The following is a 12,410-nucleotide window of genomic DNA, read 5'->3' as shown; positions in this document are numbered from 1 at the left end:
AAAACGTAATGGCGCGTATGGTTCGCCAATCCCTCGTCAAATTCGATGCACCGCTGTGCGAAACCATCGTCGACACGCCGAAGCCCCAGGGACGCGAAGTGCTGGTGCGCATCGAGCGCTGCGGCCTGTGCCATTCCGATCTCCACATCCAGGACGGTTACGCCGATCTCGGCGGCGGCAAGAAGCTCGACACCACCCGCGGCATGACCCTGCCCTTCACGCTCGGCCACGAGATCGCGGGCGTGGTCGACGAGGTCGGCCCCGATGCGCCGAAGGATCTGGTCGGAACCAAGAAGGCGGTCTTCCCCTGGATCGGCTGCGGCCAGTGCCGCGACTGTCTCGCCGGCGACGAAAACCTCTGCGTCAAGCAGCGCTTCCTCGGCGTCTCGATCGACGGCGGCTTCGCCACCCATGTGCTGGTGCCCGACGCAAAATACCTGCTCGATTACGATCCGCTGCCGGTCAACCAGGCGGCCACGTTGATGTGCTCCGGCGTGACGGCCTACGGCGCGCTGAAGCGCCTGGTCGACCGTCCGCGCCAGCGCAATCTGCTGCTGATCGGGCTCGGCGGCGTCGGCATGATGGGCCTGTCGTTCGCGCAGGCGATGTTCAAGCAGCCGATCACGGTTGCCGATCTCAGCCCCGCGGCGCGCGAGACCGCGCTGAAGAACGGCGCGGCCGCCGCCTACGATCCCGCGGAGCCTGACGTCGTCAAGCGCATGCTGAAGGAAAGCGACGGCGGTTTCGACGGCGTGGTCGATTTCGCCGGCAACGAGAAGTCGATGGCGTTTGCGGTGCCGACCGTCGCACGCGGCGGCAAGATCGTGGTGTCCGGCCTGATGGGCGGCCAGTTCACGCTGCCGATGGTGCAATGGGTCTACAAGCGCATGACCATCGAAGGCTTCATGGTGGGCACGCTGGCCGAAGGCCAGGAGCTGATGGCGCTCGCCCGCGCCGGCAAGATCAAGCCGACGCCGATGAAGGAAGAGCCAATGGCCGACGTCCAGAAATGGATCGACGAGTTGCGCGCCGGCAAGGTGGTGGGACGTATCGTTCTGAAGAACTAGCAAGCACGTCCCGCCGGCCTCGCCCGACCAAATGGGAGAGGACGCGAATGAGGATACGTTCGACGATCCAGGCATGGGCGGCGCTCGCGCTCGCCCTCGCCGCGACGCCGGCCTTTGCGCAAAAGCATTACGGGCCCGGCGTCACCGACAGTGACATCAAGATCGGCACCACGACGCCCTATAGCGGTCCGGCGTCGGCCTATTCGGCCGGCGCGATCTCGATCACCGCCTATTTCGCGATGATCAACGATCAGGGCGGCGTCAATGGCCGCAAGATCAACTTCATCAGCCTCGATGATGCCTACAGCCCGCCCAAGACGGTCGAGCAGATCCGCCGCCTGATCGAGAGCGACGAGGTGCTGTTCCTCGTCAACCCGGTCGGCACCGCACCCAACATGGCGGTGGTCAAATACGTCAACCAGAAGCAGGTGCCGCATCTGTTCGTCGGATCAGGCGCTACGATCTTCAACGATCCCGAGCATTATCCGTGGACGATGAGCTGGACGCCGCATTACGCGTCCGAGGGCGAGATCTACGCCAGGTACATCCTGTCGACGCTGCCGGACGCCAGGATCGGCATCCTCGCGCAGAACGACGATCTCGGCCGCGACTACGTGCTGGGCTTCAAGCGCGGGCTCGGCGACAAGGCTGCATCGATGATCGTGTCACAACAGGCCTACAACACCAGCGATCCCACCGTGGATTCGCAGATCGTGTCGCTGAAGGCCGCGGGCGCCAACGCGCTGTTCATCGCCGCGGTGCCGAAATTCGCGGCGCAAGCCATCCGCAAGGCCTACGACATCGACTGGCACCCGCAGGAGTTCCTCTCCAGCGTCGGCTCCTCGATCGCGGGCGCGATCCGTCCTGCGGGCTTCGAGGCTGCCAAGGGCGTGATCTCCGCGGCCTATCAGAAAGACCCTGCCGATCCGCAGTGGAAGGATGATCCGGCGATGCAGGCGTGGAACGTCTGGATGGACAAGTACAACCAGCACGTCGACAAGAGCGACTATTACGCACCCTACGGCTACAACATCGGCTACGCAGTCGTGCAGATCCTCAAGCAGTGCGGCAACGACCTGACGCGCGAGAACGTCATGAAGCAGGCCTCGCATCTCGACATGGAACTGCCGCTGCTGCTGCCCGGCATCCGCCTGCGGACCTCGCCGACCGACCTGCGGCCGATCAAGCAAATGCGCCTGGTCCGCTTCAACGGCCAGCGCTACGTGCTGTTCAGCGACGTGCTCGAAAGCAACTGAACGTTCGCGCGTTGCCGGAACTTTGCGTCGCCGCGCGCTTTGCAATCCGGGGCGCTACGCGCGGCCAGGCCATCGGCTCCTCGGTCTCCGGCCCGCCGCAATTGCGACACGCGGCGAGCCCCAATTAAGCCCTATCCGTTCCGGATTTGCGGCGCATTGCGACCCAACTCTTTGCCGAGATTGGTTTCACCAGCGTTTGCGTAAAAAAAGAAATACCGGGGACGTGTATGTCAAATCGTTCAGCGAAATTCGCTGCGGCGCTCGCCGCCGCCAGCATCATGGCCGGCGCCAACTTCGGCGCCATGGCCCAGAACGCCGCCAATACGGCGAGCACCGGTACGGCGGCGGGCACCAAGACGGCCGACACCTGTCAGTCCGCGCCGAAGGGAACCGCGCCTGCGGGAAGCCACTGGTTCTATCATCTCGACCGCAGCACCCAGAAGAAGTGCTGGTACCTCGGTGACGCCAAGAACAAGGTTGTCGCCAAGACCGCCACTGCGCAGCAACAGCCTGCGGCCGCGCCGGATACCGCGACAGCCGACGCAACGCCGCCGCAGAGCCAGTCGGCTCCGACGACAACGCCGCCGCCGGCGATGCGCAAATCGGTCGCCGATGCCCATGCCGAGTGGCCCTCGCCGCAGGCCGCGGCCGCGCCAATCGCAAGCCCCGATGCCGGTCAGCCCAACGCCACGGCAGCGACAAGCGATCCGGCGGCGTCAGCCGCGCCCGCCGGCGCGAACGCCCAATCATCCGAGGTGAACGCCAGGTGGCTGGATTCATCGAGCATGGCCGGAACCAACGGAACCCGGCACGCGACAGACCAGCCGACCATGGTCGCGCAGGCCGATGCGACACAGCAACAGGCGGCCGCGCCGGCACCTGCCGCGTCCGCCACAGCCGAGACGCCCGCGGAGAAGTCACCGTCCTCGACACAGATGCTGCTGATCGTGATGGTCGGCGCTTTGGCGCTGGCCGGCCTCGTCAGCGCGCTGGTGTTCGGGCTGACGCGCACGCGGACGCCACCCTACCAGATCAACGACGAGTGGCGCGCGCCCTGGGCTTCTCTGCACACCGAACCGGCGCCGCCGATGTCCGTCGTCAGCCGCGACCGTCCGCTGCGTCTGTCGGAGGTAACCCCGCGCCGTGCAGAGACGCCGGTTCCGCGCCGCACCGCCGAGACATCTGTTCCGCGGCGCGCCGAACCGCCGGCGCCCCGCCGCCAGACTGCGCGCACGCCGGAACAAACCAATCAGGACAACCAGCAGATCGCCGCGATGCTGCAGCGGCTGGCGCGCAGCGCGGCGAACTAGACCGGGAATGAGATGTGATGCGATCCCGGCGATCGCATCACATCGCGGGGCGCTACTTCTCGAGCTGACGCTGCAGGCCGCGCACGAATTCGGTGAGGCCGGTGCGGCGCTCACGCTTTAAGCGCTCGGCTTTCAGGATCGACTGCACTTCCGCAAACGCGTGGTCGACGTTCTGGTTGACGACGATGTAGTCGTATTCCGCCCAATGGCTCAGCTCGTGGGTGGCGCGGTTCATCCGCCCGCGGATGACCTCCTCCGAATCCTGCGCACGGGTGTGCAGCCGCTTCTCGAGATCGGCGGCTGACGGCGGCAGGATGAAGACGCTGACCACGTCGGCGCGGGCCTTCTCGCGCAACTGCTGGGTGCCCTGCCAGTCGATGTCGAACAGCACGTCCTCGCCGGCCGCGAGCGCAGCCTCGACCGGCGCGCGCGGCGTGCCGTAGCGGTTGTCGAACACGGTGGCCCATTCCAGGAGCTCACCCTGCTTGGCCATCGCCTCGAACTTCGTCTTGTCGACGAAGAAATAGTCGCGGCCTTCGACCTCGCCCGGCCGCTTCGAGCGCGTGGTCGCCGACACCGACATTTTCAGCCCCGGCATGCGGTCGATCAGCATGCGCGACAGCGTCGTCTTGCCGGCGCCCGAGGGCGACGACAGGACGAACATCAGTCCGCGCCGCTCAACGCCGTCAAAACCCTGCGCCGTCATCATTCACTCCAGATTCTGGACCTGTTCGCGGAATTGCTCGACCACGTTCTTCATTTCAAGCCCGGTATTGGTCAGCTCGACGTCGTTCGACTTCGAGCAGCAGGTGTTGACCTCGCGGTTGAACTCCTGGGCGAGGAAGTCGAGCCGCCGGCCGACCGGGCCGCCCTTGCCGATCATCTCGCGTACCTGGGCGACGTGCGAGGCGATGCGGTCGAGCTCCTCGCGGATATCGGCCTTGGTGGCGATCAGGATCGCCTCCTGGCTCAGCCGGTCGGCGTCGAAGCGATCGGAGGTTTCCAGCAGCGCTGCGATCTGCTCGGCAAGCCGAGCCTTGATCGCCTCGGGCTTGCGGCCGGGCGCCGCCTCGGCGCGCTTGGCGAGCCGCTCGATCTCGTCCATCCGCTGCATCAGGATCTGGCCCAGCGCATCGCCCTCGCGGCGGCGCATCTCGACGAGGCTGCCGAGCGCCTGCTCGAAGGCCACCGCCGCAGCCTGGCGCGCCGCCTTGTCCTCGTCCTCGTTGCTCTCGGGCTCGACCACCTCGATGACGCCCTTGATGCCGAGCAGTCCGTCGATGCTCGGCGCCACCGCGTCGATCCGCTGCGCCAGCGTGCCGGCAACCTTCACGACGGCGGCGAGCACGTCCTCATTGATGCGGATGGTCTGCGCCGCGTCGGTGCGCTTGACGCTGAGATTGGCGTAGACGGTGCCGCGCGACAGCAGCTCGCCGGCGCGCTTCTTGGCCAGGGCTTCCAGTTCGTCCCAGCCCGGCGGCAACCGCAGCCGCAGGTCAAAGCCCTTGGCGTTGACCGACTTCAGCTCCCACTCGAACGTATAGGGACCACTTGCGCCATGGCTTCGGGCAAAGCCAGTCATGCTCGACAGCGCCATCGCGTGAAACTCTCCAACAGAAGGATATGGGACTCACCCGGAGCCTGCGAGACTCGTGGGGAGCCGGGGCGACCTTAAAACGGATTCCGTGAAAGTGGAATTACGTCCACCTTCGGAAAACGCAGAGCTAAAGCAATGATCCGGAAAAGCGGTGAACGATTTTCCGAAAGATCATGCTCAAACAGGAAGCTAGAGCGCGATGATCGCATCGCGCTTTAGCGCTGCACGACCGGCGGCGAATTGGTCTGCTGGGCGGCGCCCTGGCGACCGCCGCGCGGCGGCTTCTTTTGGTTGGTTGGCTTCGGCGGCGTGGCCGCCGTGGGATTGCTGTCGGTGCCGCCCGGGGCTGCGGCGGCAGGCGCCGGATCATCCGCGGGCTCGACGGTGTCGTTCTGGATCTGCTTTTCCGAGGCGCGCAGCTTGGCGACGTTCCTGGCGTGCTGGTCGTAGGTTTCGGTGAAGGCGTGGCCGCCGGTTCCGTCGGCCACGAAGAACAGGTCGCGCGTGCGCGCCGGGTTGGCGGTCGCCTCCAGCGAGGCGCGGCCGGGATTGGCGATCGGTCCGGGCGGCAGGCCGTCGATCACATAGGTGTTGTAGGGTGACGGCTGCGTGATCTCGCTGCGCTTGATCGGGCGCCCCAGCGTTCCCTTGCCGCCGACCAGTCCGTAGATGATGGTCGGATCGGACTGCAGCTTCATCTTCTGGCGCAGGCGGTTGACGAACACCGCGGCGACACGGCTGCGCTCATCGGCGCGGCCGGTTTCCTTCTCGACGATCGAGGCCAGGGTCACCAGCTGGTCCGGCGACTTCAGCGGCGTGTCGGTGTTGCGGCGTTCCCAGATCTCGGCGAGCACGCGCTTCTGCGCCTGCTGCAAACGCTGGATCACCTGGTCGCGCGTGGTGCCGCGCGGGAATTTGTAGGTCTCCGGCAGCAGCGTGCCCTCGCGCGGGATTTCGCGCACCGAGCCGGTGAAGATGTCGTTGTCGGAGAGCCGCGACACGATCTGCTCGGAGGTCAGGCCTTCCGGGATGGTGATGGCGTGCTGCACCACCTTGCCGTCGACGATGGTGGCGATGACGTCGCGCAGGCTCGCATTCTTCTGGAACGAGTATTCGCCGGGCTTCAGATCGGAGCTCGCCTTCAGCGCAAACACGCCGCCGATGAAGACCCACGGATTGACGTTGATCACACCCTCGCGCAACAGCACATCGGCGATGTCGCGCTTGCCCGCGCGCGCGGGGATGTTGACGATCTTGTCTTCCTGCAGCGGCCCCGGCGATTCCAGCGCCTGCTTGCCGTAGTAGTAGGTCGCTCCGGCGCCGATCATCAGGATGATCAGGATCGTGAAGATCGCATTGCCGACGATCACGAAGGGATTACGGGCGCGATCCGAGCGCTTGGGCGGCGGCGGAACCTGTTCCGGCTCCAGCGCGGCACGTGGACTCCTCGGTGAAATGGGCGGCCTCTCACTCATCGATGCAAACCAATATCCTGCCGGTTGAATCGTGGCCGGACAAACCCCTGCCCTGCCAATAGCATACGCCCGCTATTAGGAGTCACCGCGGAATACGGCAAAACGGTGGACTAGTTCTAAAGACCTACTAATTGGTCACGCGCTGCACGATCACGGAAGCGTTTGTGCCGCCGAAACCGAAGGAATTGGACAGCGCCACATTGACGTCACGCTTGCGCGACGTATGCGGCACGAGATCGATCGCCGTTTGCACCGACGGATTGTCGAGATTGATGGTCGGCGGTACCACATTGTCGCGAATCGCCAGAACCGCGAAAATCGCCTCGATCGCACCGGCGGCGCCGAGCAGATGTCCGGTCGCGGATTTGGTCGACGACATCGAAACCTTCGAGGCCGCGTTGCCGAGCAGACGCTCGACCGCGCCGAGCTCGATCTCGTCGCCGACCTGCGTCGAGGTGCCGTGCGCGTTGATGTAGTCGAGGTCGGATGCGGCGAGGCCGGCGCGCTTCAGCGCCATGGTCATGCTGCGGAAGCCGCCATTGCCGTCCGGCGGCGGCGAGGTGATGTGAAACGCATCGCCCGACAGGCCGTAACCGGTGACCTCGGCGTAGATCTTCGCGCCGCGGCGCTTCGCATGCTCGTATTCCTCGAGCACGAGGATGCCGGCGCCCTCGCCCATCACGAAGCCGTCGCGATCCTTGTCGTAAGGCCGCGATGCCTTTTCCGGGGTGTCGTTGAAGGCAGTGGACAGCGCACGCGCCGCGCAGAAGCCGGCGATGCCGATGCGGGAGATCGGCGATTCGGCGCCGCCCGCGACCATCACCTCGGCGTCGCCGAGCGCGATCAGCCGCGCCGCGTCGCCGACCGCATGCGCGCCGGTCGAGCACGCGGTGACCACCGCATGATTGGGCCCCTTCAGGCCGTGCTCGATCGAGACGTAGCCGGATGCCAGATTGATCAGGCGGCCCGGAATGAAGAAGGGCGAGACCCTGCGCGGTCCGCGCTCCTTCAGCAGCACCGCGGTTTCGGCAATGCCGGTGAGGCCGCCGATGCCGGAGCCGATCATCGTGCCGGTGGCGAACTGGTCCTCATCGGAGGTCGGATGCCAGTTGGCATCGTCGAGCGCCTGCCTGGCCGCGCACATCGCGTAGAGGATGAAGTCGTCGACCTTGCGCTGGTCCTTCGGCTCCATCCACTGGTCGGGATTGAAGGTGCCGCTGGAGCCGTCGCCGCGCGGGATGTAGCAGGCGACCTGGCTCGGCAGGTCGGACACGTCGAACGTGTCGATCTTCTTGCCGCCGCTGTCACCGGCGAGGATGCGCGCCCAAGTTGCGTCAACGCCGCAGCCGAGCGGTGTAAGCATGCCCAGCCCCGTGACGACAACTCGTCTCATCTCTACGTCTCCGGCCAGCAATGCGCGGCTAATAGTAAGAAGCCGGGGGACCGCTCGATCGCGGTCCGTCCGGCCCCATCAACTTCGCGATCGGCGTCAGCTCTTCGCGTTCTTCTCGAGAAACTTGGTCGCGTCGCCGACGGTGAGAATCGTCTCCGCCGCGTCGTCGGGAATCTCGCAACCGAACTCTTCTTCGAATGCCATCACGAGTTCGACCGTGTCGAGGCTGTCGGCGCCGAGGTCATCGATGAAGCTAGCGCTATCGACCACCTTCTCGGGTTCGACACCAAGGTGCTCGACCACAATCTTCTTAACCCGCTCGCCAATCTCACTCATCGTTCAACCTCGTTGTTCCATTGGACCCGACCCCAAGACGATACGAGCCATCGTGGTCGTCTCGATTACTCAATCGCGCATAGTCTTGATTCGGCCCGGTCGTAGCCGACTAAAGCCCCGGCGAACGGCAGGCGTCGCCACGCCAATATACAGGGTTTCAAAATCCTGCAATGGCGTTCTTCGCCCATCCACGGGGGGTTCAGCTACCATACTTCCAAAGCCTTGACTACACGCCTGAACCGGCTCCCGAAAACGGCTTTTCGCCGCATTGCGAGAACCGGCAAACAGCTCAAATCATAGCCATCCCGCCGTTGACGTGAATCGTCTGTCCGGTGACGTAGGCGGCCTCGTTCGAGGCCAGATAGACGGCCGCGGCAGCGATATCCTCGGGCGTTCCGAGCCGCGCCGCAGGAACCTTCGCCAGGATGGTTTCGCGCTGCTTGTCGTTCAGCGCATCCGTCATCGGCGTCTTGATGAAGCCCGGCGCGATGCAGTTGGCGGTCACGCCGCGCTTGGCGTATTCGGCGCCCAGTGTCTTGATCAGGCCGATGATGCCGGCCTTCGACGCGGTGTAGTTGCCCTGCCCCGGATTGCCGGTGACGCCGACGATCGAGGTGATCGCGATGATGCGGCCGAAGCGCTTGCGCATCATCAATTTGGTCGCGGCGCGTGCGAGGCGGAAGGTCGCGGTCAGGTTGACCGCAATGACGTCGTCCCAATCCTCGTCGCGCAGCTGCACGAACAGATTGTCGCGGGTGATGCCGGCGTTCGCGATCAGGATGTCGACCTGCCCCATCGCCGCTTCCGCTGCCGGCACCAGCGCCTCGACATCATCCTTGCTGGAGAGATTGCACGGCAGCACGTGCACCCGCTCGCCGAGCTTGGCCGCGAAGCCGTCCAGCACCTCGCGCCGCGTGCCCGAGATCGCCACCGTCGCGCCCTGCGCATGCAGCGCCTGCGCGATCGCGCCGCCGATGCCGCCGGTTGCGCCCGTGACGAGCGCCGTCTTGCCAGTCAGATCAAACATCGAATTCTCCTTCCGGCTGCTTCAAGCCGAGGCTGCCAGCGCATCCTTGGCTGCAGCAATATCGTTCGGGCCGCCGACGGACACGCCGACCGCGCCGTCCGCAATGCGCTTGACGAGGCCGCTCAGCACCTTGCCGGCGCCGATCTCGAAGAACCGCGTCACGCCCTGCCCTGCCATATAGGCAACCGACTCGCGCCAGCGAACCGTCCCCGTGACCTGTTCGATCAGGCGGCGGCGGATCTCGTCGGGATCCGAGATGGCGGAGGCCAGCACGTTGCAGACCAGCGGCGCCGCGGGCGCCTTGATGGCGACGCCGGACAGCGCCGCCGCCATCGCATCGGCCGCCGGCTGCATCAGCTTGCAATGGAACGGGGCCGACACCGGCAGCAGCATGGCGCGCTTGGCGCCCTTGGTCTTGGCGATCTCGACCGCGCGATCGACCGCGGCCTTGTCGCCGGAGACCACCACCTGTCCGCCGCCATTGTCGTTGGCGGCCTGGCAGACCTGGCCCTGCGCCGCCTCGTTGGCGACCGCCACCGCCGCCTCGTAATCGAGGCCGAGCAGCGCGGCCATGGCGCCGGCACCGACCGGCACCGCCTTCTGCATGGCGAGCCCGCGGGTGCGCAGCAGCCGCGCGGTGTCGCTGACGGACAGGCTGCCGGCGGCGGCCAGCGCCGAATACTCGCCGAGCGAGTGCCCGGCCACGAACGCCGCGTTGCGGCCGACCGAGAAGCCGGCCTCGCTCTCGAGCACGCGCAAGGTGGCGATCGAGACCGCCATCAGGGCCGGCTGGGCGTTTTCGGTGAGTTGCAGCGTCTCCCCCGGACCATCCCAGATGATCGCGGTCAGCTTCTCGCCCAGCGCGGCATCGACCTCGTCGAACACCGCCTTCGCAACCGGAAAGGCGTCGGCCAGGGCCTTGCCCATGCCAACCGCCTGCGAGCCCTGCCCGGGAAACGTAAATGCTGCCGTCATCGGCGATCCCTACCTTGTTGAGCGTGATCTCCGCGCAGGCGCCGCGCGCCTGCCGCAGGGGAAAACGGTTATCCGCACCGGGCGAAACGTGCCACGGCGGGTCCGGACCCTGCCATGCAACCGGCCTCGGACCGGGCCGTAAGACACTGATGGGGGGCGCGCTGTCAAGCCGCGCCGGCGGAACCCCTGGGGATGCCGGGCCGGCTCCGGCCTAGAATCCGCCGGCGTTCTGGTCGGCGTTGACCTCGACCCCGGCCCTCGCCCGGCGCGCGCTGTTGACCAGCTTCCCGGGACGATCCTCGTGGGCGGGCCTGGCCGTCGCCAGCCGCAGCACGGCGGCATAGCCCGGCTGCACCTCCATCCGGTCGGCATAGCGGCTTCCGCTCAGGATGCGGTGGACGCGCGGCAGGTTGTAGCAAGGCACGTAGAACAGCAAGTGATGCTCGAGGTGATAGTTCACGTAATAGGGCGCAATGAACAGCCGCTCGAGGACGTTGGCCCGCGTGGTGCGGGTGTTGCGCAGGGGATCGGAGCTGTCGGGCACCACGGCATGCTCGGCGATGTTGCGGATGCGCGTGATCACCATCATCCAGGTCAAAAGCGGCACCAGCCACAACAGCGGATAGGCCCACCACACGCCGGCGGCGGCAAGGCCCGCGAACAGCAGCGCATTGGTGACGCATTGCGGCCCGAGCTTGCGCCAGAAGTTGGCGGCGCGCCGCGACAACGGCCACTCCTTCGGTCCGATCGCATTGAGCAGCTGCGCCTTGCGCTGCTGGTAGCCGGTCTGTCCGGTGATGTCGCGGAAGAATTTGCGGCGGTAGCTCAGCTTGGTGATCGGAAACGGCGCTGACAGCACGAGATCGGGATCGTCCTCCTGCTGGGTCCGCGCATGATGCTGCAGATGATAGCGGCGATAGCCGCGGGTTTCCGCAAAGATCGGATAGGCGCAGAACCACTGGCTCAGCGTCAGATTGGTCTTCTCGTCCGCCGAGAGACAGCCATGCGCGCCGTCATGCATCAGGATCGCGAGCCCGAGCTGGCGCGAGCCGATGATCGCGACCGCGAGCAGATAGGTCAGCGGATTGGGCCACCACGCAACCAGCGCGATCGCGCCCAGGATCAGTGCCCAGGCGTGCACGATCAGGGCTACGCCCTTCCACGTCGTGCGCTTCCGTACAGCCACCAGTTCGTCCTCGGTGAGGAAATCGCGGGCGCGCATCCGAAGTGCGGTCATGAGCTTGTCTCCCCGTCGGTTGAGGGTGCAGTGCTGCGATCGCCGACCAGGCGCAGCCGCGATCCATCATTTGCCGATGTCGCGGTTGCCTGCTCGCCGAGTGCGCGCAGCAATTCGCGGCACATTTCGTCGGAGCCGCGGCCCATCGCGAAACCTTCGACGATCACACCGATCGCAATCGCCCAGAAGCGCCGCGAGCTCTCCTCGGGGGCACGCAGCGAGCGCCAGCCATGCCGTTCGACCTGGCCCGCATAGGCGCGCGCGCCTTCGCTGTGCAGACGTTCGATGGTGCGCTCGACCAGGGGCGCAAGATCCTGCCGGCGCCGCGTCAGCGTCAGGGCCTCCGCGAAGAAGGCGACGGTGTCGGTCGCGGTCACGGTCTCGGCCAGCGCATGGGTGTACTCCCGCGGCGTATGCGCCGTCAGGGCCGCCTGCTCGGTCGCGCGCGCGAGATACAGCATGTCGCGGCTGGCGGCTTCCACGAACAGCGCCTCCTTGGTGCGGAAGTAATAGGTGATCTGGCTCGGAAAGGCGTCGGCCGCCGCGGCGATGTCGGAAATCGAGGTGCCCGACAGCCCACGCTCCTTGAACAGGCGGCTGGCGGCATCGAGCAGCAGCGAGCGCATCTTGCGCCCCGCCGACCGCGTCGCGCGAACCGCGTGCTTCGGATCGGACGCAGACATGCCGCTGGCGGTCTCCGAACCCATCGATCATCCTCCCGGCAATGTTTGTATGAT

General features: G+C 66.1%; 12 protein-coding genes. 3 read left to right on the top strand and 9 right to left on the bottom strand.

Translation table 11 applies throughout. The features are described from left to right. Positions 1-8 precede the first annotated feature (8 nt). The 3 genes from ACVILL_RS30495 (at position 9) to ACVILL_RS30485 (ending at position 3,633) form a co-directional block, all read left to right on the top strand. A complete protein-coding gene (locus tag ACVILL_RS30495) occupies positions 9-1,067 on the top strand; it encodes an alcohol dehydrogenase (protein WP_456732440.1) in 1,059 nt (352 codons plus the stop codon). A 47-nt stretch (positions 1,068-1,114) separates the two neighbouring features. After that, on the top strand, positions 1,115-2,323 hold the full coding sequence (locus tag ACVILL_RS30490) for an ABC transporter substrate-binding protein (RefSeq protein WP_456732439.1): 1,209 nt from the start codon (positions 1,115-1,117) through the stop codon (positions 2,321-2,323). Positions 2,324-2,550: 227 nt separating this feature from the next. Next, complete coding sequence (locus tag ACVILL_RS30485) at positions 2,551-3,633, top strand: hypothetical protein (protein WP_456732438.1); 1,083 nt, start codon at positions 2,551-2,553, stop codon at positions 3,631-3,633. Between the two features lie 52 nt (positions 3,634-3,685). Here ACVILL_RS30485 and gmk read toward each other — a convergent pair whose 3' ends face one another. From gmk to ACVILL_RS30440, 9 genes are all read right to left on the bottom strand, one after another. Next, the gene (gene gmk / locus ACVILL_RS30480; protein ID WP_456732437.1) at positions 3,686-4,339 is read right to left on the bottom strand and encodes a guanylate kinase; all 654 of its coding nucleotides are present in this window, start codon (positions 4,337-4,339) and stop codon (positions 3,686-3,688) included. A gap of 3 nt (positions 4,340-4,342) precedes the next feature. Next, positions 4,343-5,230: a YicC/YloC family endoribonuclease gene (locus ACVILL_RS30475; RefSeq protein WP_456732436.1), complete on the bottom strand. Its 888-nt coding sequence runs from the start codon at positions 5,228-5,230 to the stop codon at positions 4,343-4,345. 215 nt (positions 5,231-5,445) lie between these two features. Beyond that, positions 5,446-6,705 (bottom strand): endolytic transglycosylase MltG, encoded by a 1,260-nt coding sequence (gene mltG / locus ACVILL_RS30470; RefSeq protein ID WP_456732435.1) that lies wholly within the window; start codon positions 6,703-6,705, stop codon positions 5,446-5,448. A 127-nt stretch (positions 6,706-6,832) separates the two neighbouring features. Then, positions 6,833-8,098 carry a beta-ketoacyl-ACP synthase II gene (gene fabF, locus ACVILL_RS30465; protein ID WP_456732434.1) on the bottom strand — a complete coding sequence of 422 codons (1,266 nt, stop codon included), beginning with the start codon at positions 8,096-8,098 and terminating at the stop codon, positions 6,833-6,835. Between the two features lie 96 nt (positions 8,099-8,194). Further along, a complete protein-coding gene (locus ACVILL_RS30460; RefSeq protein ID WP_002716125.1) occupies positions 8,195-8,434 on the bottom strand; it encodes an acyl carrier protein in 240 nt (79 codons plus the stop codon). Positions 8,435-8,723: 289 nt separating this feature from the next. Continuing rightward, positions 8,724-9,461, bottom strand: a complete 738-nt coding sequence (gene fabG, locus ACVILL_RS30455) for a 3-oxoacyl-[acyl-carrier-protein] reductase (RefSeq protein WP_024581467.1) — start codon at positions 9,459-9,461, stop codon at positions 8,724-8,726. Positions 9,462-9,482: 21 nt separating this feature from the next. Next, positions 9,483-10,436, bottom strand: coding sequence for an ACP S-malonyltransferase (gene fabD, locus ACVILL_RS30450; protein WP_456732433.1), 954 nt, complete (start codon positions 10,434-10,436; stop codon positions 9,483-9,485). Between the two features lie 211 nt (positions 10,437-10,647). Beyond that, positions 10,648-11,673 (bottom strand): fatty acid desaturase family protein, encoded by a 1,026-nt coding sequence (locus tag ACVILL_RS30445; protein WP_456732432.1) that lies wholly within the window; start codon positions 11,671-11,673, stop codon positions 10,648-10,650. Further along, positions 11,670-12,380, bottom strand: coding sequence for a TetR/AcrR family transcriptional regulator C-terminal domain-containing protein (locus ACVILL_RS30440; RefSeq protein ID WP_456732431.1), 711 nt, complete (start codon positions 12,378-12,380; stop codon positions 11,670-11,672). Before ACVILL_RS30440 ends, ACVILL_RS30445 begins: the two co-directional genes overlap by 4 nt. Positions 12,381-12,410: the final 30 nt, after the last annotated feature.

It is taken from the genome of Bradyrhizobium sp. USDA 3364, assembly GCF_054056355.1.
The sequence above is the reverse complement of the archived record's forward strand: the minus strand, read 5'-3'. Positions and strand labels throughout refer to the sequence as shown.